Source organism: Hoyosella rhizosphaerae (assembly GCF_014643175.1).
Taxonomy (GTDB): domain Bacteria; phylum Actinomycetota; class Actinomycetes; order Mycobacteriales; family Mycobacteriaceae; genus Lolliginicoccus; species Lolliginicoccus rhizosphaerae.
This window is the reverse complement of record NZ_BMJH01000001.1, coordinates 117,118-142,781: the sequence shown is the minus strand read 5'-3', so window position 1 is coordinate 142,781 and position 25,664 is coordinate 117,118. Positions and strand designations below refer to the sequence as shown.

Below are 25,664 nucleotides of genomic sequence, written 5' to 3'. Positions count from 1 at the left end.
TGTAACCCGATGTCAGGTTGGGTTCGGAATGGTCACTAGGGTGCATCACTGCACATAAACTGGGCACCGAAACATGTTGGGCAGCCTACAAATTAGGGCAACGCACATCGTAAAGTGCGGTCCCCCACCTCAATTAAGGATGCCCTCATGTTGGAACAAATCTTGACTGCGTTGATCGGTGATTCGGCCTACTACGCAGAGATGGGTGATTTCTTCGCTGGCCTCGGTGACTTTTACGCGGGCCAGGCTGAACTCATCGGTGTTATCCGTGGCGACCACGAGCTAACCCAGGAGTGGGATGCTGACCTCGGCCAGTGGGTCAATGTTGACCAGTACTTTGCACAACCAGTGATGCCCTGGGATGTGTTCGCGCGACCATAACTCGAACGGATTGTGCCCCGAACTGCGATTGCGGTTCGGGGCACAATTGTTGGTTGGTGTAGTTAGCTCTTGCGGTTGTATAGCCACATTGTCAACGGGCCGAAGATGGCAACGAAGACAACGCACCACACACCTACAAGTGCGAGGTCACCGACGATGATGCTGCCGTCCATGAGCCCTCGGATCGCGGTCACCAGGTGCGTAATGGGGTTGACGTTGACGAAGGCCTGCAGCCACCCCGGCATGGTTTCGGGGTCAACGAAGATGTTGCTGATGAATGTCAGGGGGAACAGGATGAACATGGATACGCCAAGTACAGCTTGTTCCGTTCGCATGAGCATTGCCAGCATCGTCCACACCCACGACAGGCTGAATGAGAAGGCGAGCAGAACGGTCACGGAGAGGGTGACGCCCACGATTCCACCGTTGGGTCGGAACCCGATGAGCATGCCGACAATCATGACGATAATTGACGCCAGCGTGTAGCGAACAATGTCGCCTAGCAGCGCCCCGACAAGGGGCGACGGCCGCCAGATCGGCAGGGACCGAAACCTGTCGAAAACACCCTTTTCGATGTCCTTGTTCATGGTCAGGCCGGTGTACATCGTGATCATCACTACCGTCTGAACAAGAATGCCGGGGAGAAGGAACTGCACGTACTCTCCAGGCGACCCGGCAAGCGCACCGCCGAAGAGGTACGTGAACATCAGGATGAACATGATCGGGAACATCGTGACGTCGAACAGTTGCTCCGGGACATGTTTGATTTTCAGCAGTGCGCGCCAACCGAACGACAGTGATGTCGACATCGAACTCGGTTTTGCTGGGCGCGGGCCCGGGGCATGCAAGACACGTTCCACGGCCAACGGCGTCGCGCTAGTGCTGGTATCAAGGTTGGTGGTCATTGCGTGACCTCTTCTGCTGGTTTACCGGTAAGTGCAAGAAAGACTTCGTCAAGACTTGGCTGCCCAAGCGCAAACGTGGTGACAGCGATGTCTGCGTCATCAAGTGCAGGCAGGGCAAGCGCTACGGTTCGGGGATCGCTGATTCGGGCAGTGAGGGCTGCGGGGTCGGATTCGGAAATAATATCGACGCCAAGAACGCGCGACAGGACTCCAGCCGCATCGGCCCGTTGGATAGGGTTTGCGATGCGCACGTGCAATGCCCCCGACCCCACTGATGCTTTCAGTTCACCCGTCGTGCCCTCTGCTATCACCTTCCCGTGGTCGATCACGGCGATGCGATCGGCCAACTGGTCTGCCTCATCGAGATACTGCGTGGTCAACAAGACTGTGGTGCCGCCCGCCACTAGTGCGCGAACGATCTCCCACACTTGGTTTCTGCTGCGCGGATCAAGACCTGTAGTGGGTTCGTCAAGGAACATCAGTTCGGGAGTGACGATAATGCTCGCGGCAATGTCAAGCCGACGTCGCATCCCGCCGGAGTAGTTTTTGACCTGCCGTTTCGCCGCCTCGGTGAGCCCGAAAGCTTCGAGAAGCTGCGCCGCGCGCTCACGCGAGGCCGGGCGTGAATACCCATAAAGGCGAGCGAGTAGTAGTAAGTTCTCCGCGCCCGTGAGGTCCTCATCTAATGAAGCAAATTGCCCCGTCAAGGCAACTTTTTCTCGTATCTTTTCTGGCTCGGACGCAACATCATGGCCGAGCACGGTTGCGGTCCCGCCGTCGATGGGAAGCAATGTTGCAAGCATCCGGATTGTTGTCGTCTTACCGGCGCCGTTTGGACCTAGGACGCCGTACACACCGCCTTCTCGGATAGCGAGGTCGACACCATTCACGGCGACCGTGCTTCCGAACCGCTTCACTAACCCTTGCGTATGAATTGCGAAGTTAGATTGTGGCATCGCGCTCCCCTCCTCGCCCGCCCCTGCGGCGCGCTCTTCCCTACTGACCTTCATACCGTCACAAACTCATCGCGTAAACCGATTTTTCCACCGAGGTCTGACAGTTTGCTTGCTGCCTGATCTGAAACTTCGCCAACATTGTGGAATGCTCACACTGGGTCTTCGGGTTCCTCACACAAAGCAAGTACGCATTATGCCGTAATTCATACCCGTAGGAGTTTCGATGATCAGGAACCAACCAACCACCACACCGCTCCGTCGCACGCTCCTGACGAACGCAGCGTTCTCGTTGGGCTCTGCGGTCGTGCTCATCGCCGCACCCACGCTGGTCAACGAACTTCTAGGGATTAACGCGCCACGCAGCGTCTACTTGGTCGTCGGCATCGGTTTGGCAATCTTTGCGGCTGATCTGATCCACCAGGGCACGCGACCACGAATCGCAGTGTGGCGGTCGCTTTACTCAAGCGCAGCAGATTTCGCCTGGGTCCTGGCAACCGTAGTTGCGCTCGCACTGTTCGGCGGGGCGCTGAGCACGTCAGGACGGGCGACGATTGTCGTCGTTGCGGCGGTCGTTCTTGGTTTGGGTATCGCACAACTCTGGGGAGTGCACCGTGCAAGTTTCGCGGCCGGGGTTCACAAGCACCGCATTTCCGTCGAAACCACTGCACCGATGGAGAAGATGTGGCCCGTCGTGCGGGATATTGGAAGCATCGCTCGTTACATGCCGTCGCTTGCCTCATCAGAGGTGATCGATAACAAAGAGCCTGGAGTTGGTGCGGTTCGGCAATGCGTCAATCGGGCAGGGAAAGGCTGGTCCGAAGAGTGCACCACGTTCGACCCGAGTGGAAGCTTTGCACTGCGATTCCGCAGCGAGGACGAGAACTTCCCATTTCCTGCTTCAGCGATGGCTGGCGGCTGGGCCGTTAACGAGGGCCCGGCGAAATACGGATCCACCGTGACTGTGTGGTGGGAACTTACGCCCCACCCACGGTGGTTGTCACTCCTCATTTTGCCAGCCCTCGCCAAACAAGTTGATCGAGAAATTCCGCGCGTGATCTCCAGGATGGCTGTCGCGGCTACTGGTCGAGCAACGGTTGTCCGATGACACCCATGGCGTGTGAAGCACCTCCGAGAACCCACCCGCCGTCAGCAGGCAAGATCACTCCGGTGACGTAGTCAGCGAGTGGCGAGGCCAAGAATCGGCACACATTCGCCACATCGCGGGGCGTTCCGTAGCGTCGGAGCGGCACACTGTTGGTCACCAAACTGCGGGACTCTTCAGTCGGCGCAAGACGGGACATCCCTTCGGTGCCGTCGATTGGGCCTGGGATCACGGCGTTGACCCGCACTCCCGCTGGGCCCCATTCGAGGGCGAGAGTCCGCGTGAGCATATCGACGCCCGCTTTTGCCGCGCACACATGTGCCTGAGTGATTGTGGGCAGTTCCGACTGTGGAGCCGAGATGTTGATGACGCAGCCGCCGGGCTTGCGCAGAAACTGGTACCCAGCCCGCAGTACGTTGAAGGTGCCGAGCAAATCGATATCGACGACAGATTTGAATGCGTTAGCCGACATCTTCAGCGCTGACACTGGAAAGTTTCCGGCAGCACCCGAGATCAGGACATCAAAGTCGCCAAGTTCGGCGTGTGCGTCCGCGAGCACCTTCTCGGTGGCGGCGTAGTCACGGACGTCGGCAGCGCCACCCCATGCGCGGACCCCGAGTTCCCGCAATGATGCTACGGTGCTGTCGACTTTGTCCTGTGATCGGCTTTGGACGGCAACGTGCGCACCGGCACGCGCGAAATCTTCCGCGATACCGAGGTTAATTCCGCTGGTTCCGCCCGCGACGAAAACAACTTTGTCCCGAAGATCTAGGTCGGTAATGAATTCATTGCTCATGCAAACTCCTTAGGTTCGTGGTCACTGAAAACGCGGGGCACGGCGGTCGAGCAAAGCGGCGACGCCTTCGCGGCCGTCGTCACTACCCGCTGTGCGAGCTATGGCATCAACTTCCAGCTGCAATTGTTCGGTAGCCGAAAGTGAGCCTGAGGTACGCAGCAGTTGTTTGATTTCGGCGTATGCGCCACGCGGTCCGCGGGCGAACTGTTCGGCGAGTTCGAATGCCCGCTGCACCACGGCTTCATCATCGTCGACAACTTCGGAGAGAATGCCAAGCCTATGCGCAGCCGGGGCATCAAGTGGTGCGTTGGTCAGGATGATGCTCGCGGCAGCGCGGCGCCCAACGATGCGCGGCAACGTCCAGCTCAGTCCTCCGTCCGTCGAATAGCCAATTGTGGGGTACGCGGGCAGAAGTTGAGTGCCTGGCCCGCCAATTGCTAGGTCCGTCGCGCACGCCAAACTCATCCCACCACCGGCAGCCCACCCGCGTACTGCTGCAATCGTCGGAACGTCAGCGTCAAGAAGTGTCGAGATGAAACGGTGGAAAGGCAAGGCGATGCTTCGCAAATACTGACCAGGATCGCTTGATGCGGCAAAGGCCTTGACGTCCCCACCGTTGCAAAAACTTCCCTCTTGCGCGCCGGTCAGGACAATCGCGCGGATCGAGGTGTCGTGCTTCAGGGTCTCGGCCGCGGCGTCGAGGCCGTCAATATCGAGGCTGTGCCCACGGTTGGGGTTGGACACAACGACGTGCGCAATACCGTGTGAAATTGTGACCGACAAGTCGCGTCCTCTCCGACGTGGGGGTTGCTTGTGCGATGTTACGGATTAACACCGTCAATTGTGGCCAGTAGTTCCTTCACCGCGGCCCTCCCCGCACGGTTGGCACCAATTGTGCTGGCAGACGGGCCGTAGCCAATGAGGTGGACTCGGGGATTTGCGGCAACTTGGGTTGCGAGTCGCCCAGACATCGTGATTCCTCCGCCCTGACCTCGTAGCCCCAGTGGCGCAAGGTGGTCGAGCGATGAACGGAAGCCAGTACACCAAAAAATGATGTCTGCGCGCTCGAACGTGCCGTCTTTCCACCGGACGCCATCTGGTTCGATGCGAGCAAACGCGGGTTTGCGATCGAGCACACCGCGCGATCGTGCATCGCGAACCTGTTCGGTAACAGGGATCCCCGTCACAGAAACTACCGACCCAGGTGGTAGACCGCGACGCACACGATCCTCGACCAGTGCGACCGCACGTCGGCCGAGTTCGGGATCAAACGGAGCGTCGCGGAAGACCGGTTCGCTGCGTGTCACCCATGTAGTGCTTGTTACCCGGGAGATCTCGTCGATCAGCTGCACAGCAGAGATCCCACCCCCAACGACAATCGTGTGCTTTCCACGAAATTCGTCAGCAGTGTTGTAGTCCTTGGTGTGAAGTTGCCGACCGCGAAAAGTATCGATACCCGGGTAGTACGGGATGAACGGTTTTTCCCAGGTTCCGGTGGCGTTGATGAGTCCACGCGCCCAATAGATTCCGCGGTCGGTCTCAACTCGGAAGCGTTCTTCGCCACCGCATACCACCGATACCGATACTGGACGTTGAACCCGCAAGTCGAATTTTTCTTCGAACGCCTCGTAATAGCGCGGGACAGCATCCGACGCATGCACCGATGATTGCTCAACCGGCACCACATCGGAGAACTTCAGGCCCGGCAGATCGCTAACTCCATTGACTGTCTCTAAGGTGAGTGATGGCCAACGATGCTGCCACGCACCGCCTGGTCGTTCAGATTGATCAAGTACAACAAATCCGTCATTGGGTTCGAGCCCGGACTTCTGCAAGTAGAACGCCGCTGACAGGCCTGCTTGACCGGCGCCGATAACAACAACATCCACCATCGAGTCTTGCGGGTTACTCGCCACGGTTCTCATTCAACTCGCAGCGACTCGTAGGTGCAACGACGCCAGAGACTAGAAGCCCGCAGGGATCGCTAGCAAAAAGGCACCAAAGTACAAGACGATCAGGCCTGTGAGTATTGATCCGACGACGATACCCGCGATAGCTAGTCCATCACCCCGTTCGCCGGTCTGACGTATTTGCTTGCGGGCCATGACGCCCAAAATAATGCCGACAAACGCAAAAAGGCCACAGCACACCAACGACGTTAGTGACGTCACGAGAGACGCAATAGCCATTCCGTTCGTGGGTGGCGGTGCACCGTAGTACCCGTAGGGCGGGTATTGATGTTGCCCAGGGATAGGCGATCGTCCACCGTACGGTGAGTGATCTCCGTACTGCGGCGGTGTGCCATATGCGCCCGGGCTGTTGGGGTCGAAGTGGTACGGGTTGGGGTTGAATGGCTGTGAATCGTACGGCTGCGACTCATACGGTTGCGACTCATATGGTTGCGACTCATAATTGGGCCCCGAACCACCCGGTGGAGGCGGGTACGCAGCACCCGGCGGCGGCGGATACTCACCGCCTAGCGGCGGATAGCTGTATCCGCCAGGGTGAGGCCACTGCTGCCCGGTCCCGTCCGAGGGGTCCCGGTCATGTGCGTTATCCCCGCTATTCGGGTCTTGCGGCGTAGTCACCCTCTGAATGTAGTTGATTGCGGCGGTGAACTGCCGCTCGAGCGAGGATTCTCACTTTCTATCGGCTCGGTTTTCTTGGCGAGATTCGAGTGCCCGCTGGTAGAACTGAGTTGTTGGTTTCACCTCCCAGGGCAGGAATTTGATGAAACATTCGATCGTGGCAGCCGGATGCTGTGCATTGTTACTTCTCACGGGTTGCAGCGCGAATGAGCAGGAGGTTGGCATGGATGAATTGAGCGGTCGCACATTTCTGTCAACCGGAGTCGATGGCGTACCCATACCTGGCGGGGGCCCGCTTCGCATCGAGTTCAATGAGGATGGAACTCTCAGCGCCAACGCTGGCTGCAACACAGTCTTTGGGGGAGTTCGGTTTGAACACGGCAGGATCATCACTGGCGAGTTAGCGTCGACATTAATTGGGTGTCCACCCGAAACGGCGGGTGCTGACGAGTGGGTGAACTCAATGTTCGTTGATGAGCCAGAGTGGACAATTGACGGAAACGAGCTAGTGCTCCGAACGGGTGATAGAACTGTGACGCTGCTCGATCGTGTGGAGGCGATGCCAGACCGGCCCCTGCAGGGAACTGAATGGGTTCTTCGGAGCATCATCACGTCAGACTCCGTAATGTCGAGCAGAGCCATTGACGAGTCGGAACCACTGTTGCTGATCGACAGCGATGGGCAAGTGAGCGGTTCGACTGGCTGCAACCGAATGAATGGTTCAGCGTCCATTAATGGCGACGAGATTCGTTTTAGCCCTCTAGCGACGACACGCATGGCGTGTATCGACGACCGAGATGAGGTTGAACGCGCCGTGTTATCTGTGCTGTCAGAAACAAACGTCAGGGCGTCAATCGAGGCCGATACCCTGACACTGATGACCGAGGCCGGCAATGGTTTGACGTACGTCGCTCGGGAGTGAAATTGACGCCCGAGGAGGCGCAACTTCTGCAAACGCAACCGGCCCCCGCCACATTGGCGGGGGCCGGTGAGCTCTCAGGATGACAGATCAGAGTCCGCCGAGGAGCAAGGAGAGAAGACTGCCGACAATTTCGATAAGACCAGCTACTAGACCCATGATGGAGCCCTTCCTGTCGTTGAGTTGAATCTGCCCTTGCTGGGCAACAACGACATTATGGAGGGCCTGTTTCACCGAGGTACTTCTTATGTTTCCAACACATCACTTATCGCAGGGAGTTGCCGAGAGACGAAAAGTGATTGTTACTTCCATGTGCTAATAGTCTGGCCCGCAGGAACTCTCGATGGCCGCACTCTGGCCGCAATCCGAATTCATCGATGTCTCGGTGACACGAGTCGGCGAACTTCTGTCTCCACGCGGGGTTGGATAACTGCGCAGAAATCTCTCGCCGCATCACCGTGGATATCAGCAATCGCGTTCGGTCTGACATTTTCGGCGCGGCACCAACTGTGCGTGACGTATATCACTGTTTGGTGCGGGTACCATCGCGGGTAGTGCTGCAGATGTACCAGATTGTTCGCAGGCAGAAGGGTGAGGTTTCATTGTGGGTCGTTCTCCGATTGGGGTGACGTCGATGCTTGCGGCAAGTACGGTTGCCGCCTTGTTCATCGCAGGTTGCAGTGCGAATGACACACCAACTGACCCTGACTCCAATGGCGGCGACACCCAAGAGGAAGTTGGCACCACCGCGCCAGGCGGCGCGGAAGATTCTGTGCCACCACCTATCACGATTGTTGCGGGCGACGAGACTCACGAGATTGCACCGTGGTCGTACTGTTGGGCAGACACGTGTGTAGATGGCACACCACCCGATGACTCTTTGGATTTGGGCAGCCCCGACGATGTAGTCGTTGAGTTTCCCGCCGACGATGCGTCCTTCGTTGCCTTGCTGCGCGAGGCGGGCAGTGGGGAATGCGGCCGTTCCTATGAAGCACCACTCACTGCAAACGATGATGGAACTTTCACCTTGTCGCCTATTGGTAAGGCGGGTGAGTACGAGGTGCTCCTCGCCGTTCGGGCCCCGGAAGGCGATGCTGCGGTCTCGTTCTTGTGGACGACCCCGACGGACGGTGAAATAGCCGCACCTGAGGCAAGGTTGGCGATTGCGTCGATGTTTGTGCCGCTATCAGAGTCACGCCCCGATCTATCGGTGACGAATCTTCGAACAATCCCGGATCACGCGGCCGTTTCAATCGACATTGAGTCTGCGGACGGAAGTACACAGACAGTGTCCTCAGAAGTTGAGGATGCTGGTTGCCCCGCGGGTACTCTACGGTTCTTCACAAGCGAGGTCCCCGCGCCGCTTGACGATGCAGAATCACCGTTTACTTACCGAGTAACGATGCAGCTTGATGACGTTGTGCACGAGGCTACAGCCACATGGCCAACGAGCCCGGAAGAGGCTGCGCAGCCATATGTCACTCTGGAATTCAATCCACCGTTGCCAGCCATTCAGTAGGGATCTGCGTTGTGCTAGCTGTTGGGGCGGCTTAGCGCTGGGCGCCGCACTCGCGGGTTGATTCCTACCCCCATGAGGGCAAATACTCCCCAGGCAAAAGCTGTGCTGCCGAGTGACTCAAGTACTGCGGCGTCCGCTTCTGTCCCTGTAAAAATACGGATGACGACGATACTGACCAAAGAACCAGCCGCGTAGGGCGATGCTCCGATGAGGCGATCGAGGACAGTTTTCACCCACTTATCGTGTCCTGTAAATACTAATTTCTCAATTCGATGTGGTGTGTTACACGTTTCTCGTTGCCGACAACCACAGTCGATAGATACTGTTCAAGTAATTTCCTAACACTTTGTTGCTCTTCCAGATGTTTTCCCCGAGCTGTCGATGAGGAGACACCATGAACTCGGCCGCGCATTCGCCCCGCCTTCGCCGCGGAGCCACCACGCTACTTGCCGCGCTCGCGCTAGCTATCACCCCGGCCGCAGCAGCATCTGCTTTCCCCGGAGCTGACTCACTCGACCCAGTAGTACCGGGCCCACTGCCATCGGTCCCGTCACTTGATGTCGAACGCTACGCAGGCACCTGGCTGCAGGTGGCCGCAGTGCCGCAGCTTTTCAGCCTTGACTGTGCACGCGACACTCGCGCCACCTACGGAATCATCGGCGAGGGCCAAGTATCAGTGAACAACGAGTGCACCACGTGGACAGGCGATACCAACACGATTGAAGGCGTTGCCACCGTCACTGACGCCAACACAAACGCGTCACTCCAGGTCGCGTTCCCATCAGTTCCATTTCAGCTTCCTGAAGGCCTGCCTAACTACGTGGTGACATTCATCGACGACGACTATTCGCTCGCAATCGTGGGCGACCCTGCGCGCAGTTCGGGGTTTGTGCTGTCCCGTACGCCAGATCTCAGTGATCAGCAGTGGCGAAATGTCCGCGACATCGTCGCCTCACGTGGATGGAATCCGTGCTTCTTCCTCACAACCCCGGCTGCGGGTGGCAAGAACGTCATCCAACCGTTGTGCACGGTGTAACCGCCTAGGCGGTAGCCGCTTCTATTTACTGAAGCCAAGCCCTGTTACGGCCAGTACCGGTTCACTGATCGGGTCGACACCGATGATCTGTTCGATCAGCGAATCGCTAACGGCTGTCGCCACCACTGACCCGAGTCCCATTGCGGTGGCGGTCAAGAGGACGGTTTGGCTGAGGTGGCCTAGCTCGATAAGAATGTCGCGGTACGCGCGCATTGAGGAAAACCGCCACCTGCTGCGCTCGAGAACGGCGGTGTAAACAAGCAACACTGGAGCTTCCGCGAGCCACGACTGTTCCCCCACCGCCCTTTGCAGGAGTGCTGGCCGGGCGGGACGCCGAATACGTTCAAGACCACCGCGTGATGCGGCGTAGTGGTACACACCCGACTGCAGGCCGTGCACCTTATTGACATGCAAGTAGAGCTCTATGGGGCTGCGAGCGCCCGCTGAGGGGCTCGTTTTTCTGATAACCGAACCGGTTTCCTCGTTCTCGATGATGTCAATCGGCCCCGCGGCGATATCGATCAGCGTTCCCAACATGTCGAGCGGCACAGCTTCTGGCGAAAATCTACGCGTCGATCGTCGGGCAAACAGGGCGTCCACCAGCGCGGGACGCGGCCACTTGGACAAATCCTTAGTGTCAGGTGTTGTCACGGTAATGGGCTGATTCGGGAAGCTTTTGACAACCTCGGGAGGTGGCGTTCGGCCAGCTTTAGCTGCGAATGTTTCGTGATCTGTCACGGGGTCGAGATAACTCACGGATTCGTCGGTCCGGGAGGCGAAGTGGTGGTAGCGGGTACTAGGACCCCAGTCTCGCCATTGAGTTAGCAAACGAACTTCTTCTTTGTGCTCGACGGAATCTTCGCGAATGAGAACTTTTTCTTCGACTAGGCGTTCCGCAATCGCCCTGTGCAATTCACCTGGCTCGCCGATCGTGTCAATGTCGCGCCAACTAGAAAACCACCGCAGTAGACCCACACTTTCTGGTGTGAGTGCGAACTGTCGGTGGTGTAAGTAGTCGTCCCAAATGAGGTTTCCGTCACGCCAGAAAAGTATGGCGTACTCAGCAACCTTCACTCGACTCATTCAGCTCTCCCGCCCTAGAACAGCATGTTAACCGGGTGAAGGTCACGCTACCTGTTCAGCTGAGAGGGCGTGGTGATGCCTCAATATAGTCGCTTTTGTGAGCCCGGAATGCTGCGGCCTCGACTGAAAAGGCGGAGCTAATTGTGGCGTCTTCGCCAACAACGTCAATCAGCACCTGTGCCGTTGCGTCGAAGTTCATGTAAAAGCCTTTCTCCCCGTAATGCCTCAGCGGTTGCGCACCGTTCAGGTGGCCGCTCGGACCTTCTGCTATTTACATCGCATCGGGTGATCAGGTTTGTTACACACTTGCCACAATTTGCTTAAAATTTTTACTTTCCACGTGGCTCAGCCCACAGCTTCGACCTTGCTCCTAACACTGAGTGGTGCTTTTACCTGGCAGAACTGAGCACAACCCCAGCGAACGACTTCCCCACCATCTGTGCGGTCGCGGCGATGTGGGGTTCCCGCTCTTTATATTCAGTCAAGAATCGATTGGGACTCATCGACTCCTGCATGGCCGCATCGGTCGCCCAGGCCCGGAAGGTGCAAAATGACGCTTCGGGATGGAATTGCACACCCCACGCTCGCTGCCCTACTCGGAAAACTTGGTTGGTGTACTGCGCTGATGAACCCAGCAGGACAGCTCCATCGGGCAATACACCGATTGCATCAAAGTGCATGGAGGGCACAGGCAACGGGTTGCAGCATCGGGCGATCCGACCGAACAGTGGATCCGTGATCGCGTCCGGTGACCAGTGCACATCGGTCACGCCAGCTTCAAGTCCCGGTGCCGCATCAATGTCTATGGTTCCCCCACATGCCACTGCGAGGAGTTGCGCCCCCAAGCACACACCGAGCAATGGCACTTCTGCATCGACGCAGCTGACCATGAGTGCTCGCACTCGCGGCAACCACGGAAAGTCGTCATCAGAAAGGGCGCTTTGGTAGCCTCCCAGCACGATGAGGCCATCACCTACGTCACCTACTGATGGGACTGCATCACCAAGATAAGGACGGACGACGTCGATGACACAGGTGTTGATCGCGTCTTCGAGCAGATCAAGGGGGCAGCTTGGGTGATTCTCAATCACCGTCACTACTGCTTGCGCCATAATCGTGCTTCCCCTTGCCCGGACGTTGTACGTCGTAATTGACGAGAAGATTACCTACGTTTACGGCTGTTCGCATTTCCACCACGTCATTGAAACCACGTCATTGAATAAGCCCTTGAAGCTGGCGCGCTGTGGCAGCCTTGGCGGTGTGAACCCGTCATCGCGCAACAGGGACGAGCAGGGGCGCCCTTTTAACCAGCGGCCACGTGATGCTCTCGGGCGGCCACTCCCGTATGGCGCTCGTGACACTGGCGCAGATTTTGCTGTTGAGTACGAGAGCCCCGAGCAGGCCCTCGTCGTTGCTGAACGCTTGCTATCAGATCGCGCGCCGTTTCATGCCCACGAAATCCTTGAGGAGGCATGGAAGGCGGACACTACCGTTGCCAAGGAAATGTGGCGGGGGCTAGCGCAGCTTGCTGTTGGAGTCACCCATGCCGCGCGGGGAAATATGCGCGGGGCGGTGGCACTTCTGACAAGGGCGTCGCACAATCTCACACCTTTCGCTGACAATGCCGCGCACGGTGTGCGGGTGCGCGAACTAGTCGATTGGTGCAACACACAAGTTGATGTATGCCACAAGCATCCGAGCGGTGTCGAGTTGTGGCTGACGGTTCCTAAGCTGCACGACAAGCAGTAGCGGTGGTTTAGGTCAGCCGCGTAATGAGTTGAGTGGCGTCAATTTTGCGGTTTCGCGGTTTGGCGTCGCTTGGGTCTATCCCTCCGACGTAAAGCCATCCGAGCAGGCGTTCGTTGGAGTTCAAGCCGTGGACTTCCGCTACGCCGGGCATGTTGACAAACGGCCCCGTGCGCCAGACAACGCCCCAGCCTTGGGCAAACAATGCCAGCGAGAGTAGATGGCCCACACCGGCGGCGGTCGCTATTTGTTCCCACTCCGGCACACTGGGGTGGCGGGCCGCGCGGTGCACGATGCCGATGAGTAGGGGTGCCCGCAAAGGTTTAGCCGCAAGTTTTGCAGCATCTTTTATTTCATCGGGCTTGGTCAGAGAAGCAACGTCACCGTATTGATGACGTGCAACTGCGGCGCCGAAGCGCTCGCGGGCTTCCCCGCGCAGGGTGACGATACGCCAAGGACGCAGTGCTTTATGGTCGGCGACGGAGGTGCATGCCTGAACTAGTTCAGCGATGGCGGCATCGGACGGCGCGTCGTCGGTGAGTGTGAGGTAGGAGCGCCGCGTGGCGATGGTGGTGACGATCTGCTCGGCAGCGTCGACGTGTGGTTCGTTCATCGCTGACTACGTTAGCGTGACTGACGCGACAGCGGCCCGGTGCCTGATGCTCCGGGCCGGGCGCGGTGGTGTTTAGTCGGTGATCGCAATCTTTTGGACAGTCGAGTGCTTGTCCGATTTTGGCAGGGTGACGGTCAGTACTCCATCAGCGAGATGTGCTGTCACCGCATCGGTGTCGATTTCTCCAGGCAGGCTGAGCTGATAGTTGAAACGCCCAGTTCTGCGGGTTCTGCGGTGGACGACGCCGGTGTGTTCTTTTTCGTTCACCTCGCCGGAGATGGTGAGGACACCGTCGTGAAATTCGACGGAGACGTCATCCTTCTTAACGCCGGGAAGGTCGGCGTCGATTTTGTATTCCGAGTCGCTCTCTTCGATGTCGCAACTCGGGACCCACGTTGTAGAGCCGTCAGGCGTTGCGGTGCCGAACCAGCGACCGAGTCGGTCGTACACTTCTTCGAAGTCGCGCAACGGATCCCACCGCCCCCATGTCGGCGTGGTGTTGTGGCGACGTACTGGAACTCCCATTGTTACCCCTCCTTTGGGTCAGGTTGTCGCGATAAAAGAGCTTCGCACTTGACATAACATCACCGTTCTTGAGTCTATTCCGCTCAACCCTGTATGCAATGACGGCAACTAGGGCACAGTGAATAACATGGATGTACACACTCAGAAGACGTTGTTCACAGGCAACGGGCCTGCGTGGAGAAGCGCCGCCGATGCCCGTGCAATTGGCGAAACACTGCGCGAGGAAATCCCCTTCGGCGCACATGCTGAATTCGTCCTGCACAGTGACAGACCCACCGTCGAGGACTACATCACAGACACCAACGAAGGCCGAGAAGAAAACCTCATCCCCATTCGCATCGGACGGATGAGTGCAACACCCTTCGCTTTCTACCGCGGCACCGCAGGACTCATGGCGTTCGACCTCCACCGTGACACCATCACCGGCTATCACGCTCAACTCTGCGGCGACGCCCACGCAGGAAACTTCGGCCTTTTTGCTGGCCGACTCGGTGGCATCATCATGGACCTCAACGACTTTGACGAAACGATTCCCGGGCCATGGGAGTGGGACCTCAAACGACTCGCCGCAAGTTTGATACTCGCTGGGCGCAACAACGACATCAAGTCCAAAACAAACTCCAAAGCGGCCCGCCACGCCGCACGCGCCTACAGGCGAACAATGCACCGCCTTGCCGACATGCCGTTTCTTCAGGCATGGCGCACACTCCCCGACGAAACGGCCCTCAAGAAGGCAAAGGTCGAAGCGCTCGAAGAAGACTTCATCAAGGCCATGCGAAAGGCGCAGCGCAACACTTCAACCCGAATTTTCGATAGGTGGACTGAACAAGAAGACGGCCAGTGGCGGTTCACCGACGACCCGCCGGTGCGCACCCACATCACAGCGACCACCGAAAACGACATCGTTGAAGCATTACGCAAATACGTCACTACGCTCCCGGCTTCCCAACGCCCCCTCGCGCACAGATACCGCATCCATGACATCGTCCATCGCGTTGTCGGCACCGGCAGCGTGGGACTCCACAGTTACCTTGCACTTCTGCAAGGCAACGGCAACGAAGTCCTAGTTCTGCAGATCAAACAAGCCCAACCTTCTCTACTTGCGCCGTACGTCAACCACACCACCCCGGAGCACAATGGTCAGCGCATTGTCGAAGGAATCAAACTGGTCCAAGCTGACTATGACCCCTCCGTAGGGTGGACGAGCATCGGCGACCGTGAGTATCGAGTGCGGCAGTTCCGAAACCACAAAGCGCACATCGACCCCACGACACTCACCGGCAACAACCTCGACGACTACGGCCGTCTCACCGGCGCGTTATTGGCTCGCGCACACGCCCGCACGCTTGATCCACGCATCCTGAGCGCCTACTTACGGAAGGGAAAACACTTCGATAAGGCCATCGCTGCGTACGCGAACACGTATGCCGACCAAATGGAGCGCGACTATCGAGATTTTCAGTCAATGGTTGGCGACAAGCTCTTCCCGGTGATGCACGGGGTTTAAGTTTCAGCGCTACCAGGAACCGGCGATGGTGTGAAAGTTACGTTACGAAACGTAATTCGTACATTCTTCGCAAAGCCTGCGATTATTGCTGATCATTAGATGTTTTCCAACTGTTCGAGCGCACGAAAAGCGCCTGAAATACGCCAGGGTCCGGCTACTCTCACTTGAGCGAAACAAAACCTTCACTCCCCCATTCCCACACAGAGGTGGACCCGTGGACGAACTGATTGATCGAATAGCTAGCATCAACGACATCTATTGGTACGCCGTCGTTGCTGGCCTGCTGTTATCTGGTTTTTACTACACAATTCGGTCACGCGTTCTGCAAATTTCTATGATTCGCGAAATGTTCCGATCAGTAGCGGAACCGGCACTCGTGATGGAAAACGGACGAAAAGGTCTTTCTGCTTTCCAATCGTTCACCATTGCCGCTGCCGCGAGGGTAGGTACCGGCAATATCGCCGGTGTCGCGGTGGCAATCACCATTGGTGGCCCTGGTGCCGTGTTTTGGATGTGGGTGACAGCCGTCATTGGTGCTGCCACCGCATTTATCGAATCAACATTGGGGCAGCTATACAAAGTGAAGGACCGCGACAGCTATCGCGGTGGACCGGCGTACTACATCACACGAGGACTGCGAAACCGGCATCTTGCGATAGCGTTCGCGCTCGTTGCACTCGTGACGTACCCGTTGGTGTTCAACACAGTCCAGGCAAACACCATTTCCGATGTAGTCCAAACATCCACCGGTAACTCGACAACGCTGTTCACCGTCGGCATCGGCTTGCTCTTGGCAGCACTCACCGCACTCGTCGTTTTCGGTGGCGTCCGCCGCATCGCCCGGGTCACCGAGTTCCTCGTGCCCATCATGGCGCTGTCCTACGTTGGACTAGGGCTAGTAGTAGTCGCCCTCAACATCACTGAAGTTCCCGGAATGTTCGTCCTCATCTTCGAGAACGCATTCGGCATCCAGGAACTCGTCGGCGGCGGCATCGCAGCGGTAATCATGAACGGTGTACGCCGAGGCTTGTACTCCAACGAAGCCGGAATGGGGTCAATCCCCAACGTCAGCGCGACGGCCGCTGTGTCGCACCCAGTCAAGCAAGGGCTCGTGCAGTCGCTCGGTGTGTACTTTGACACCCTCGTCATCTGCTCGATGACCGCGTTCATTATCTTGCTCGCAGATCCCACCTTTGGACAGGGCCGAGAGGGCGCGTCCCTCACCCAAGACGCCTTGGCATTGCAGTTCGGCGACTGGGCTGTGCACTACCTCGCCGTCGTGATCTTCTTCCTCGCGTTTAGCTCCATCCTTGGCAACTACTACATCGGCGAAGCGAACGTATCCTTCATGACCAATTCGACGCTCGCCGTGCAGGCCTTCAGGCTCACCGTCGTATCGTGCGTCTTCATCGGATCTGTGGCGTCCCTCGGCCTTGTGTGGACCATGGCGGACTTCTCGATGGGCATCATGGTCGCAATCAACCTCGCCGTCATCGCACCACTGTCCGTGATCGTATTCAGACTCCTCGACCACTACCGTGCGCAACGCAAACAAGGCCTCGACCCCGTGTTTGTGAGGTCAGATATGCCCGACCTCACAAACATCGAATGCTGGGGTTCCGAAACCGAAGCAAAAGGCATCACCCAACCGAAAACACCGCGACTAGACGCGTGACTTCGGTGGAAGCGGGACAAAGAAGCTCGTAGTTTGCTGGTACTCACGGAAGCCGGGGCGCTCTTGCATATGCTTTTCCAGCAGGCGCGCCCCGGTGGCGAACACCAGAAAATACGTCATCACAACAGGTGACAAAACCGTGAGCGCACCAGGCCAGACGTCAGCGGCAATAAGGTAAATGCCCCACCACACGCATGCGTCACCGAAATAGTTTGGATGACGCGTCCACGCCCAGAGCCCTTCGTTCATGACCTTGCCGCGGCTTGATCGCCGAGCCTTGAACTGTCGCAACTGGTGGTCGCCGACAGCTTCAAACGTGACGCCAACAATCCACAGCATGATCCCGGCGAACGCAATCCACCCGAGAGGACCGTCCGACACCGCCACCACTTGGATGGGCAGTGAGATGAACCAGGCAACTAATGCTTGTGTGACATAGATTTTGCGGATGGGTACCCATACCGAATCACTTCCGGCGAGCAGTTTTTCGTAGCGTGGGTCTTCACCATGGCCGCGGGTGCGCACGTATAGGTGCCACGCGAGGCGACAACCCCAAATGCCGACGAGGACGAAGATTACGATTCGCCTCGACACAGAACCACTGCCAGCCAGACCCGCAACACCTGCGATGACTACGAACGCCACTCCCCAGGTGACGTCCACAACATTGTGTCGTCCCAGCCAAAACCCAACCCGTGCCGTGACGGCCATCAAGACCGCTACTGCCACCAAGCTGAGCGCGCTGACGAGCACAAAATCACCCATGATGTCGTTCCCCAACCCACTGTGGTCGAACGTCTTCGAGATGTGAGGCACCACGAGCATCTGGGCGAACCATAAGTATCTGATCTACTCCCATGCGGCCGTCGCGGAACGCCCGCGCGCCGCCCACTAGGTAGAGCCGCCAGACCCTAGCGACTTCCTCACCGACGAGGTCGCACACTTCATCCCATTTCGATTCGAATGTGTCGTACCAGGCATCCACGGTGTACACGTAGTGTTCCCGCAGGGCGTGCACGTCGCGCACTTCCAGGCCGGATTCTTCGAGCATCTCCACAGTTTCGCCGAGTGGTCGCATGTGCATATCTGGGGCAATGAACGATTCGATGAACGGTCCACCCCCAGGGTGACGGCCCCTGCGTGACATTTGCTGAATGAGGACGCGGCCGCCTGGGCGCACATTCTTATACAGCGCCTCTGCGTACCTCGGGTAGTTGCGTTGACCCACGTGCTCCCCCATTTCGAGGGATGCGACGGCATCAAACGGTCCGTCGTGGATTTCGCGATAGTCCTGCAGTCGAATTTCAACAGTGTCCTCTAGACCGAGGGCGGCGATGCGAGCGTCGGCAAACTTCTTTTGCTCGCGGGAGATGGTTACCCCTACGACGCGTGCACCGTATTCGGCGGCTGCGTGAATGCTGAGTGATCCCCATCCGCAACCAATGTCGAGCAGCCGCATTCCGGGTTTCAGGCCAACTTTTCGGCACGCTAGGTCGAGCTTGTCACGTTGTGCATCCTCGACCGTGTAACCGGGTTCGTGGGAGGTCCAGTATCCGCAGGAGTACGCCATGTGCGGGTCAAGAATCTTCGAGTAGAACTCATTCGACAGGTCATAATGGTGGCTAATGGCACTGCGGTCGCGACGCACGCTGTGCAGTTTGCCCTTAATTTTCGCTTGCGATTCGGGTGGTTCTGGGTCTAAGCCCAAAACTCCGAGCTTCTTGGCTGCACCCGCAATACCAGCCAGTAGACGCGGACCTGGTCGCACCGCTTTGAGGTTGCGTTCGTGAACCACGTTCCACACGTGATCGAGCGCATCGCCGAGATCACCGTCGACATCTATTTCGCCTGTGACATAGGCCTGTGCTGCGCCTAGCTCCCCTGGGTGCCACAACAGTCGTCGCAGCGCGTCGGGGCTGGTGATCCGCACTACGGGAACACCATCGGGTCCTGCTTCACTTCCGTCCCATGCAACGATCCGGACCGGAAGTGGGCTACCTGTGATGGGTTCGAGCACGTTGGCAATAGTCAGAGCAGCGCCATGTTGTGTGGGCGCGGCAGGTTCAGTCTCTTTTACAGTTGCGGTCATCGATTCACGTCCTGCTCTCGTTGGGACGGCTGATCAAAATTTGCTGTACGTCGAGATACTGTGAGGCAAATCCGGCTTCGGAATAGTTCAGATAGAACTTCCACATTCGACGAAATACATCGTCAAAGCCAAGCTTTCGCGTCTGGTCGAACGTCGCAGTGAAGTGGTCTTCCCATAGGCGAAGTGTCCGCGCGTAGTGCGATCCCATGCTGAAGACTTCATCAACGCGCAGGGTGGTGAATTTCTCCGTGGTCTCTTCGATGGCACGAACCGACGGGAGTAGCCCACCTGGAAAAATGTATTTGTGAATCCAGGTGTACGTATTACGTGTGGCGAGCATCCGCTCGTGGGGCATCGTGATGGCCTGAATTGCCACCTTGCCGCCCGGAGCTAGAACACTGTCGATTTTGCTGAAGTATTCCGTCCAGTATTGGTAGCCGACGGCTTCGATCATTTCGACGGACACCACAGCGTCGTATTGTCCATCGACGAATCGGTAGTCAAGGATCTCGACGGTGACCGAGTCAGAGTATCCGTGCTGGTGGACTCGCTGTTGTGCTAGTTCAGCCTGCGCTGTTGACAATGTGACGGTGTGAACCGTGGCGCCTCGTGCGGCTGCGCGGAGGGCGAGTTCACCCCAGCCGGTACCGATCTCAAGTACACGGGATCCTGCTGTAACACCCGCGAGGTCTAGGAGGCGGTCAATCTTGCGGCGCTGCGCCTCAGCGAGGTCGTCCAGGGTTGCCGTCTCCGGGTCGGTAAACAGCGCGGCCGAGTACGTCATCGTCTCGTCGAGGAACAAGCGGAAAAAGTCGTTGGATAGGTCGTAATGACGGGAGATGTTCGACTGGGTGTTCTTCGTCGAGTTACGTTCGTTCTTGGGCTGCCGCGCAACTAAAAACGCGCGCAAGCGTTGCAGGTTCCCTGGCACGAGCGAGGCTACGCGGCTAGCAAACACCTCGAGGACGGCCTCAAGGTCACTGGCATCCCAGTCCCCCGCCATGTAGGCCTCACCGAAGCCAATGAGGGCTCCGCTGCCGAGCCGTCGGAAAAATTCGTCGGGACGGTGAAGCAACATGCGTGGATGGGTCTCAACCTCTGACGTCGCGCCCCATACCGTGCCATCGGGGAACTCCACCCTCAATGGGAGTTCGGAAACCGCGCGGCGAAAAATTCTTCGTGCCACGCGTGCTCGCATGTTCACTGTGGCACCAGACGGCGCAACAGCGATGGCAGGCCACCGCTGCGGATCTATGTCGAGTTGACCAGGTGCCCGTACGACTGAACTGTCTGCATTGGGGGCGACACGCATCTGGGAGCTCATGTTTTCCGCTTTCTGGATTTCCATTTATACGCCTTCCTGCCGCTGGTGTTTCGGCCGTGGAACTACTGGTAAACGCCGCAGCCACAAACGAACCCCCTGCCAGCGGATCTGCACGATCACACGCAGTGGAGGCAGCGGAATTGAGGAGATTGCCCGCACTACTGATGCCACGGTGATGGGCTGGCGCACCCCCGTGACCGTGGCAGTGAATGGGGGTTGCCCAGTGCGGTGTAACACGATTGCTAGCCGCAGAATCTGAGTCGGCGCCGGTAACCGCAGTTGGTACTCCCCGGACACGTCATTGAAGGGCGATACGTAGAACTCTTTGTCTACGCGAGCACCGGCGGTCGCTGCGTCTGGACCGACGACATAGCAGTGCTTTTCGCCGTAAGTGTTGTGAACTTCAGCTATGACGCACGCCATGTCTCCGTGCCGGTCGAAGCACCAATACACCGAGAGTGGGTTGAAATTGATTCCCATGGCGCGGGCATTTGCGAGCATCCACACGGATCCGCCGCTGATATCAATTCCGCGGAGGGCGAGAAACTCCTCAACATTGTCGCGAATGCTGCGGTGTGGATCCCCGAAATGGTCCTTCGATTGGAAGGAGACGAACGGGCGCGCCCACCATGGCAGAACCGGAATGCGGTCGAGATCGACCAGCCACCACATGCTGCGGTAGGTGAACACATTGCGCAGAGGTGCGCGCCGAACATGCCTAATCTGGGTGTGGTAGATCGCGCCCGGGTAGGTTTTGCGTCGACGCGAGGGGTTTATCGTTTCGGGCGCAGTAGATTTGGGCGCAGAAGATTCGGGCGCAGTAGATTTAAGCGCAGTGGTGGTCACCATGAACCGCCTAAGTGTTGGGCTGCGCGAAGACCGGACAATGCGCCGTCCTCGTGGAAACCCCACCCGTGGTAGGCGCCAGCGAATGCCAGGTTGGTGCTGTTGATTTCGGGTAGGCGGCGCTGCGCGGCGATTGATTCCGGCGTGTATTGAGGGTGTTCGTATTCCATACGATCAATGACGCTGGAACCTGAAATGAGGTGTTCGCCGCCCAGTGTCACCATGAATCGTCGGCCGTCCAGAGCGCCAAGACGTTGTAGCCGTGTCATGTCGTAGCTGACAAGAACATGGTTCGGCTTTGCATCGCACGCGGGGATTCGGTAGTTCCATGAAGCGCGAGCAAGTTTCGCTTTGGGCAGGACGTCGGTGTCCGTGTGTAATAACGCAGTGTTTGGTGTGTATGTCATCGCGGACAAGACGTCGAATTGAGCGTCTGTCGGTCTGGTGAGCATTCGCAGTGCCTGTCCGGGGTGCGTTGCGATGACCGCTGCATCAAACATGTGCACGTCATCGGAGTCGTCACGAATTTCGATTCCCTCGGCACGTACTTGGACATCGCGCACTGCGTAGCCGACGCGAACTTGGTGCAGTTCCTTCGCCACCCTGCTGACGTACTCGCGCGAGCCGCCGGTAACGGTGCGCCATGTTGGGGAACCCGTGACTGACAACATTCCGTGATGGTCAAGGAACGCGAAGAGGTAGCGCGCGGGGTACAGCATCGCGGTTTCGGGGTTGCATGACCACACGGCTGATACCAGTGGTGTCATGAAATGGTTTGTGAAGTACGGCGAAAACTGTTCGCGCTGCAGAAACTCACCCAAGGTGATTTGATCGTCGATAGCAGTGGCTTCGCCGCCGTCAATGACTCCCCGGGCCGCCTTATGAAAGCGCTTGATCTCGGACAGCATCCGCAGGTATGGCCGCCTTACGGCGACCTTCGCTGTGGGGAAGAGTCCGGGCGCTTTCTTCCCGCCTGCGTACTCCAAACCGCACCCGTCGCATCGGACGGACATGCTCATGTCGGTCTCTTGCGTTTGCACCCCAAGTTCAGCAAATAGCTTCAGGAGCGTGGGATAGGTCCGTTCATTGTGGACGATGAACCCTGTGTCGATCGGAACGATCCTCGAACCGACGACCACATCGTGTGTGTCGGCGTGCCCACCGAGGCGGTTGTCCGCCTCGTACAGTGTGACGTCCGCGCTTTTGCGCAACACCCATGCTGCTGTGAGCCCTGCAACGCCACTCCCCACCACAGCAACTGAGCGCCGCGCTGGCGATTTGGCTTCTGCCATCGTTTCCCCCTCGAAAAAAGAACCTTTAGCAGTTATTCGAAGCTCACGTGTTGTCGGATGGGTTATCTGTGTGGCTGGCTGCGATCATGCGTTCAGCGGACTCGACGACCCAGTTGTGCCATTGGCCCGTCTTGCTCAACATGAAGTGCCCGGCGTCTTCCATCGGTTCCCAGTGGGCCTCAACACCGTTGCGTGACGCGCGAAGAACTTCAGCGCGTGAGAGCACTGGATCTGTCCAACGATCTTCAGTCCCGTGGAGAACTGCCAGTCGCTGCCCTGCCCTAAAGAGGTTTCCTTCCTCGTCGGGCCACCAGGGGGCGAGGGCGATGACACCGGAGACTCGGGGGTCGCTTGCCAAGTGGGCCGCCACTCGGCCTCCCATGGAATGCCCCACGACTATGACGTTGGTGTCGATTTCGCTGTCGTTGAGTTCAATCGCACGTTGCATCGCACCTCTCGCGTCGGCGATCGCTTCTGCACCATTGCCGTTCCATCCCCGCTTGCGGTAGCGGACCTGCACGACATGGATATCGGCTTCTCCAGCGGTGGTTGCTGATTCTGCAAGTGCGGACAAGACCCGGGTAAATGGGCGCATCCGCACAGAGGAGAGGTGCCATGGGCGCGAGCTGGAATCGCTGCGAACCTTTCCGCCGGGCAAAACGAGAACGATTGTTTTCACACCATTCATTCGGAGTGGGAGCCCGTGCAGTTCGGTTCACGCTGCGAATGCTTCTGCGGTGCGATTTTGGACACATTCGGGCACCCGGTTACGCCCCCGAACCGTTCGTGGTGAGAAAGTTGTGGAAGAAGTTGCGACCAATATCGGGATCCCATTCCCGCAGCAAATGCAACGTTACTAGGCTTAGCACGTCAGCCCTGCAATCGAAGGAGACTGTCATGGGTAACCAGCCCGACAACGGTCAGCGCCATCATGTCGTCGTTATTGGATCCGGATTTGGTGGATTATTTGCGACCCAAGCTTTGAAACGGGCTGATGTTGACATCACCATGATCGCCCGCACAACACACCACCTATTTCAACCGTTGCTGTACCAAGTTGCTACCGGGATTTTGTCTGTCGGCGAGATTGCGGCACCGACCCGTGTGGTACTTAGGAAGCAGCGCAACACCCGTGTGTTGATGGGCGAGGTCAGCGATATCGATGTCGCCAACCGCACGATCACCTCGGAGCAGTTCGGGCAGACCACGGTCACGTCGTTCGACAGCCTCATCGTTGCAGCGGGCGCAGAGCAGTCGTACTTCGGAAACGATCACTTCGCTAAGTACGCACCAGGCATGAAGACTGTGGATCACGCCCTTGAGTTGCGCGGCAAGATCGTGAGCGCTTTCGAGCTCGCTGAGTTGTCGAATGACCCGGCTGAACAGGAACGTCTCCTCACTTTCGTAGTCGTTGGCGCAGGACCCACCGGTGTGGAAATGGCTGGTCAGATCGCCGAACTAGCCAAGGACACGCTCGAAGGCGCGTTCCGAAACATCGACCCAGGCCAGGCACGCATCATTTTGCTCGATGCGGCGTCGCAGGTACTTCCTCCGTTTGGCGAGAAGCTGGGTGGAAAGGCACATCGCCGCCTTGAAAAGTTGGGCGTGGAGATCATGCTCAACACCTTCGTCACCGATGTCGATGAGTATGGCGTCGTCGTGAAGGACAAAGAAGGAAACGAACAGCGCATCACTGCGTACTGCAAGTTGTGGGCCGCTGGTGTGGCTGCGAGCCCACTGGGCAAGATGTTGTCGGATCAGACTGGAACCGAGATTGACCGCGCAGGCCGCGTGATGGTTAATCCAGACTTGTCGATCAAGGGCGAACCGAACATCTTCGTTGTGGGTGACATGATGGCGCTCGATGGTTTGCCTGGTGTAGCCCAGGTCGCCATCCAGGGCGGGCGGTACACGTCGAAGATCATCAAGAAGGAAGTCAAGGCCAACGCCAAGGGCGAGCCTGCGCCTGAGCGCAAGCCGTTTAAGTACTTCAACAAGGGCAACATGGCTGCTGTTTCCAAGTACAGCGCGGTGGCTCAGGTCGGCAAGATCAATATCAGTGGCTTTATCGGATGGTTGATGTGGCTCGCGGTGCACTTGGTGTACATCGTGGGATTCAAGAGCCGGGTAGCGACGTTGTTCTCGTGGATCGTCACGTTCGCGACGAACTCGCGGGCGCAGCTTACGGTCACCGAACAGTGGATGACGGCGCGGACCGCGATCGATCACCTTGAGTCACTTGAGGCGCAGAAGGCCAACGACAAGTTGAATCAGAAGCAGGTCGAAGCTAGCTAATAAGCAGTGCGAGATTGGCGGGCGCCGTGTGTGGCGCCCGCCTTTTTCTGCCCGTTTGAGCTAGTCGGTGGTGTTGTTTTCTGGCTTTGCCAGATTTGCGCTGTCTGCAACATTTTGTAGGCGAACGTGCCCGCGGGCGATGAGTCGGTGTTGTTCATCGACGATATTGACGAGCCACAACTGCTGCAGACGTCCACGATGCATGGGGATGGCGTGGGCGTGCAGGGTGCCTTCGCGGGCTGCACGGAGAAAGTCGGTGTTGTTGTTTACGCCGACGACGTGGCCGCGGTCGCCCAGCCAAGCCATTCCTGCAATGCTCGCTAGTGATTCGACGACTGCGCAGTACACCCCACCGTGGACCAGTCCGGCTGGCTGGTGCATTTCGGGACGGATCCGCCAATGGGCGCGCACGGAGTCTGGTGTTATCTCGGTGTACCGGAGCCCGAGGTAGTCGCCCATGCCTCGGC

At 58.0% G+C, this 25,664-nt stretch carries 29 protein-coding genes; 9 read left to right on the top strand and 20 right to left on the bottom strand.

The features are described from left to right. Positions 1-147 precede the first annotated feature (147 nt). Positions 148-381 carry a hypothetical protein gene (locus IEW73_RS00680; RefSeq protein ID WP_188669715.1) on the top strand — a complete coding sequence of 78 codons (234 nt, stop codon included), beginning with the start codon at positions 148-150 and terminating at the stop codon, positions 379-381. A gap of 62 nt (positions 382-443) precedes the next feature. Here the strand turns inward: IEW73_RS00680 and IEW73_RS00675 are convergent, their stop codons facing one another. Together IEW73_RS00675 and IEW73_RS00670 are read right to left on the bottom strand one after the other, a co-directional pair. Further along, on the bottom strand, positions 444-1,286 hold the full coding sequence (locus IEW73_RS00675; protein WP_188669713.1) for an ABC transporter permease: 843 nt from the start codon (positions 1,284-1,286) through the stop codon (positions 444-446). Beyond that, positions 1,283-2,242, bottom strand: coding sequence for an ATP-binding cassette domain-containing protein (locus IEW73_RS00670; RefSeq protein WP_188669710.1), 960 nt, complete (start codon positions 2,240-2,242; stop codon positions 1,283-1,285). The genes IEW73_RS00675 and IEW73_RS00670 overlap by 4 nt, the downstream gene beginning before the upstream one ends. 223 nt (positions 2,243-2,465) lie before the next feature. Here IEW73_RS00670 and IEW73_RS00665 point away from each other — a divergent pair, with 223 nt between their 5' ends. Next, on the top strand, positions 2,466-3,347 hold the full coding sequence (locus IEW73_RS00665; RefSeq protein ID WP_188669708.1) for an SRPBCC family protein: 882 nt from the start codon (positions 2,466-2,468) through the stop codon (positions 3,345-3,347). Here the strand turns inward: IEW73_RS00665 and IEW73_RS00660 are convergent. The 4 genes from IEW73_RS00660 to IEW73_RS16495 form a co-directional block, all read right to left on the bottom strand. Beyond that, positions 3,319-4,140, bottom strand: a complete 822-nt coding sequence (locus IEW73_RS00660; protein ID WP_188669706.1) for an SDR family oxidoreductase — start codon at positions 4,138-4,140, stop codon at positions 3,319-3,321. The genes IEW73_RS00665 and IEW73_RS00660 overlap by 29 nt on opposite strands. Before the next feature lie 21 nt (positions 4,141-4,161). After that, a complete protein-coding gene (locus tag IEW73_RS00655; protein ID WP_188669704.1) occupies positions 4,162-4,923 on the bottom strand; it encodes an enoyl-CoA hydratase/isomerase family protein in 762 nt (253 codons plus the stop codon). Between the two features lie 38 nt (positions 4,924-4,961). Beyond that, the gene (locus IEW73_RS00650; protein ID WP_372433611.1) at positions 4,962-6,032 is read right to left on the bottom strand and encodes an NAD(P)-binding domain-containing protein; all 1,071 of its coding nucleotides are present in this window, start codon (positions 6,030-6,032) and stop codon (positions 4,962-4,964) included. Between the two features lie 72 nt (positions 6,033-6,104). After that, positions 6,105-6,728 carry a DUF4190 domain-containing protein gene (locus IEW73_RS16495; protein WP_206050438.1) on the bottom strand — a complete coding sequence of 208 codons (624 nt, stop codon included), beginning with the start codon at positions 6,726-6,728 and terminating at the stop codon, positions 6,105-6,107. 223 nt (positions 6,729-6,951) lie between these two features. Between IEW73_RS16495 and IEW73_RS00640 the strand changes: the two genes are divergently transcribed. Next, positions 6,952-7,650: an META domain-containing protein gene (locus IEW73_RS00640; RefSeq protein ID WP_188669700.1), complete on the top strand. Its 699-nt coding sequence runs from the start codon at positions 6,952-6,954 to the stop codon at positions 7,648-7,650. 87 nt (positions 7,651-7,737) lie between these two features. Here IEW73_RS00640 and IEW73_RS00635 read toward each other — a convergent pair whose 3' ends face one another. After that, complete coding sequence (locus IEW73_RS00635; protein ID WP_188669698.1) at positions 7,738-7,881, bottom strand: hypothetical protein; 144 nt, start codon at positions 7,879-7,881, stop codon at positions 7,738-7,740. A gap of 370 nt (positions 7,882-8,251) precedes the next feature. Here IEW73_RS00635 and IEW73_RS00630 point away from each other — a divergent pair, with 370 nt between their 5' ends. Next, positions 8,252-9,166: a hypothetical protein gene (locus IEW73_RS00630; protein ID WP_188669696.1), complete on the top strand. Its 915-nt coding sequence runs from the start codon at positions 8,252-8,254 to the stop codon at positions 9,164-9,166. A gap of 14 nt (positions 9,167-9,180) precedes the next feature. Here IEW73_RS00630 and IEW73_RS00625 read toward each other — a convergent pair whose 3' ends face one another. Beyond that, the gene (locus tag IEW73_RS00625; protein ID WP_188669695.1) at positions 9,181-9,399 is read right to left on the bottom strand and encodes a hypothetical protein; all 219 of its coding nucleotides are present in this window, start codon (positions 9,397-9,399) and stop codon (positions 9,181-9,183) included. A 161-nt stretch (positions 9,400-9,560) separates the two neighbouring features. Here IEW73_RS00625 and IEW73_RS00620 point away from each other — a divergent pair, with 161 nt between their 5' ends. After that, positions 9,561-10,202 (top strand): lipocalin family protein, encoded by a 642-nt coding sequence (locus tag IEW73_RS00620; protein WP_188669694.1) that lies wholly within the window; start codon positions 9,561-9,563, stop codon positions 10,200-10,202. A 21-nt stretch (positions 10,203-10,223) separates the two neighbouring features. On the opposite strand, the gene IEW73_RS00615 is transcribed toward IEW73_RS00620, so the two are convergent. The 3 genes from IEW73_RS00615 to IEW73_RS00605 form a co-directional block, all read right to left on the bottom strand. Next, positions 10,224-11,285, bottom strand: a complete 1,062-nt coding sequence (locus IEW73_RS00615; protein ID WP_188669693.1) for a SagB family peptide dehydrogenase — start codon at positions 11,283-11,285, stop codon at positions 10,224-10,226. 55 nt (positions 11,286-11,340) lie between these two features. Then, entirely contained in the window at positions 11,341-11,484 is a 144-nt protein-coding gene (locus IEW73_RS00610) for a hypothetical protein (protein WP_188669692.1), read from the bottom strand. A gap of 190 nt (positions 11,485-11,674) precedes the next feature. After that, complete coding sequence (locus tag IEW73_RS00605; protein ID WP_188669691.1) at positions 11,675-12,397, bottom strand: type 1 glutamine amidotransferase; 723 nt, start codon at positions 12,395-12,397, stop codon at positions 11,675-11,677. Between the two features lie 148 nt (positions 12,398-12,545). Here IEW73_RS00605 and IEW73_RS00600 point away from each other — a divergent pair, with 148 nt between their 5' ends. After that, complete coding sequence (locus IEW73_RS00600; RefSeq protein ID WP_188669690.1) at positions 12,546-13,034, top strand: DUF309 domain-containing protein; 489 nt, start codon at positions 12,546-12,548, stop codon at positions 13,032-13,034. 7 nt (positions 13,035-13,041) lie between these two features. Here IEW73_RS00600 and IEW73_RS00595 read toward each other — a convergent pair whose 3' ends face one another. Both IEW73_RS00595 and IEW73_RS00590 read right to left on the bottom strand, forming a co-directional pair. Continuing rightward, positions 13,042-13,644, bottom strand: coding sequence for a nitroreductase family protein (locus IEW73_RS00595; protein ID WP_188669689.1), 603 nt, complete (start codon positions 13,642-13,644; stop codon positions 13,042-13,044). 72 nt (positions 13,645-13,716) lie between these two features. Beyond that, positions 13,717-14,169, bottom strand: coding sequence for an Hsp20/alpha crystallin family protein (locus IEW73_RS00590; RefSeq protein ID WP_188669688.1), 453 nt, complete (start codon positions 14,167-14,169; stop codon positions 13,717-13,719). Between the two features lie 127 nt (positions 14,170-14,296). Here IEW73_RS00590 and IEW73_RS00585 point away from each other — a divergent pair, with 127 nt between their 5' ends. Together IEW73_RS00585 and IEW73_RS00580 are read left to right on the top strand one after the other, a co-directional pair. Beyond that, on the top strand, positions 14,297-15,676 hold the full coding sequence (locus tag IEW73_RS00585) for a DUF2252 domain-containing protein (RefSeq protein ID WP_188669687.1): 1,380 nt from the start codon (positions 14,297-14,299) through the stop codon (positions 15,674-15,676). A gap of 214 nt (positions 15,677-15,890) precedes the next feature. Next, a complete protein-coding gene (locus tag IEW73_RS00580) occupies positions 15,891-17,351 on the top strand; it encodes an alanine/glycine:cation symporter family protein (RefSeq protein ID WP_188669686.1) in 1,461 nt (486 codons plus the stop codon). On the opposite strand, the gene IEW73_RS00575 is transcribed toward IEW73_RS00580, so the two are convergent. The 6 genes from IEW73_RS00575 to IEW73_RS00550 are packed head-to-tail and all read right to left on the bottom strand — an operon-like array spanning position 17,340 to position 23,581. Next, positions 17,340-18,116: a DUF1295 domain-containing protein gene (locus IEW73_RS00575; RefSeq protein WP_188669685.1), complete on the bottom strand. Its 777-nt coding sequence runs from the start codon at positions 18,114-18,116 to the stop codon at positions 17,340-17,342. The genes IEW73_RS00580 and IEW73_RS00575 overlap by 12 nt on opposite strands. Further along, complete coding sequence (locus IEW73_RS00570; protein WP_188669684.1) at positions 18,109-19,440, bottom strand: SAM-dependent methyltransferase; 1,332 nt, start codon at positions 19,438-19,440, stop codon at positions 18,109-18,111. The genes IEW73_RS00575 and IEW73_RS00570 overlap by 8 nt, the downstream gene beginning before the upstream one ends. 4 nt (positions 19,441-19,444) lie before the next feature. After that, a complete protein-coding gene (locus IEW73_RS00565) occupies positions 19,445-20,752 on the bottom strand; it encodes an SAM-dependent methyltransferase (protein ID WP_188672650.1) in 1,308 nt (435 codons plus the stop codon). Between the two features lie 36 nt (positions 20,753-20,788). Continuing rightward, positions 20,789-21,613 (bottom strand): DUF1365 domain-containing protein, encoded by an 825-nt coding sequence (locus tag IEW73_RS00560; RefSeq protein WP_188669683.1) that lies wholly within the window; start codon positions 21,611-21,613, stop codon positions 20,789-20,791. Further along, positions 21,607-22,902 carry an NAD(P)/FAD-dependent oxidoreductase gene (locus IEW73_RS00555; RefSeq protein WP_188669682.1) on the bottom strand — a complete coding sequence of 432 codons (1,296 nt, stop codon included), beginning with the start codon at positions 22,900-22,902 and terminating at the stop codon, positions 21,607-21,609. The genes IEW73_RS00560 and IEW73_RS00555 overlap by 7 nt, the downstream gene beginning before the upstream one ends. Before the next feature lie 43 nt (positions 22,903-22,945). Continuing rightward, entirely contained in the window at positions 22,946-23,581 is a 636-nt protein-coding gene (locus tag IEW73_RS00550) for an alpha/beta hydrolase (protein WP_229675624.1), read from the bottom strand. Positions 23,582-23,799: 218 nt separating this feature from the next. On the opposite strand from IEW73_RS00550, the gene IEW73_RS00545 reads away from it, so the two are divergent. Next, a complete protein-coding gene (locus IEW73_RS00545) occupies positions 23,800-25,197 on the top strand; it encodes an NAD(P)/FAD-dependent oxidoreductase (protein ID WP_188669680.1) in 1,398 nt (465 codons plus the stop codon). Between the two features lie 60 nt (positions 25,198-25,257). On the opposite strand, the gene IEW73_RS00540 is transcribed toward IEW73_RS00545, so the two are convergent. Next, on the bottom strand, positions 25,258-25,656 hold the full coding sequence (locus IEW73_RS00540; RefSeq protein ID WP_188672648.1) for a PaaI family thioesterase: 399 nt from the start codon (positions 25,654-25,656) through the stop codon (positions 25,258-25,260). Positions 25,657-25,664: the final 8 nt, after the last annotated feature.

Excerpts from the sequence above, each read along its gene's own strand:
- IEW73_RS00595 (WP_188669689.1), bottom strand. The coding sequence starts at position 13,644 with ATGAACGAACCACACGTCGACGCTGCCGAGCAGATCGTCACCACCATC.
- IEW73_RS00665 (WP_188669708.1), top strand. The coding sequence starts at position 2,466 with ATGATCAGGAACCAACCAACCACCACACCGCTCCGTCGCACGCTCCTG.
- IEW73_RS00590 (WP_188669688.1), bottom strand. The coding sequence starts at position 14,169 with ATGGGAGTTCCAGTACGTCGCCACAACACCACGCCGACATGGGGGCGG.
- IEW73_RS00650 (WP_372433611.1), bottom strand. The coding sequence starts at position 6,032 with ATGGTGGATGTTGTTGTTATCGGCGCCGGTCAAGCAGGCCTGTCAGCG.
- IEW73_RS00615 (WP_188669693.1), bottom strand. The coding sequence starts at position 11,285 with ATGAGTCGAGTGAAGGTTGCTGAGTACGCCATACTTTTCTGGCGTGAC.
- IEW73_RS00545 (WP_188669680.1), top strand. The coding sequence starts at position 23,800 with ATGGGTAACCAGCCCGACAACGGTCAGCGCCATCATGTCGTCGTTATT.
- IEW73_RS00620 (WP_188669694.1), top strand. The coding sequence starts at position 9,561 with ATGAACTCGGCCGCGCATTCGCCCCGCCTTCGCCGCGGAGCCACCACG.
- IEW73_RS00640 (WP_188669700.1), top strand. The coding sequence starts at position 6,952 with ATGGATGAATTGAGCGGTCGCACATTTCTGTCAACCGGAGTCGATGGC.
- IEW73_RS00605 (WP_188669691.1), bottom strand. The coding sequence starts at position 12,397 with ATGGCGCAAGCAGTAGTGACGGTGATTGAGAATCACCCAAGCTGCCCC.
- IEW73_RS00660 (WP_188669706.1), bottom strand. The coding sequence starts at position 4,140 with ATGAGCAATGAATTCATTACCGACCTAGATCTTCGGGACAAAGTTGTT.
- IEW73_RS00675 (WP_188669713.1), bottom strand. The coding sequence starts at position 1,286 with ATGACCACCAACCTTGATACCAGCACTAGCGCGACGCCGTTGGCCGTG.
- IEW73_RS00610 (WP_188669692.1), bottom strand. The coding sequence starts at position 11,484 with ATGAACTTCGACGCAACGGCACAGGTGCTGATTGACGTTGTTGGCGAA.
- IEW73_RS00670 (WP_188669710.1), bottom strand. The coding sequence starts at position 2,242 with ATGCCACAATCTAACTTCGCAATTCATACGCAAGGGTTAGTGAAGCGG.
- IEW73_RS00575 (WP_188669685.1), bottom strand. The coding sequence starts at position 18,116 with ATGGGTGATTTTGTGCTCGTCAGCGCGCTCAGCTTGGTGGCAGTAGCG.
- IEW73_RS00560 (WP_188669683.1), bottom strand. The coding sequence starts at position 21,613 with ATGGTGACCACCACTGCGCTTAAATCTACTGCGCCCGAATCTTCTGCG.
- IEW73_RS00570 (WP_188669684.1), bottom strand. The coding sequence starts at position 19,440 with ATGACCGCAACTGTAAAAGAGACTGAACCTGCCGCGCCCACACAACAT.
- IEW73_RS00555 (WP_188669682.1), bottom strand. The coding sequence starts at position 22,902 with ATGGCAGAAGCCAAATCGCCAGCGCGGCGCTCAGTTGCTGTGGTGGGG.
- IEW73_RS00680 (WP_188669715.1), top strand. The coding sequence starts at position 148 with ATGTTGGAACAAATCTTGACTGCGTTGATCGGTGATTCGGCCTACTAC.
- IEW73_RS00540 (WP_188672648.1), bottom strand. The coding sequence starts at position 25,656 with ATGGGCGACTACCTCGGGCTCCGGTACACCGAGATAACACCAGACTCC.
- IEW73_RS00565 (WP_188672650.1), bottom strand. The coding sequence starts at position 20,752 with ATGCGTGTCGCCCCCAATGCAGACAGTTCAGTCGTACGGGCACCTGGT.
- IEW73_RS00585 (WP_188669687.1), top strand. The coding sequence starts at position 14,297 with ATGGATGTACACACTCAGAAGACGTTGTTCACAGGCAACGGGCCTGCG.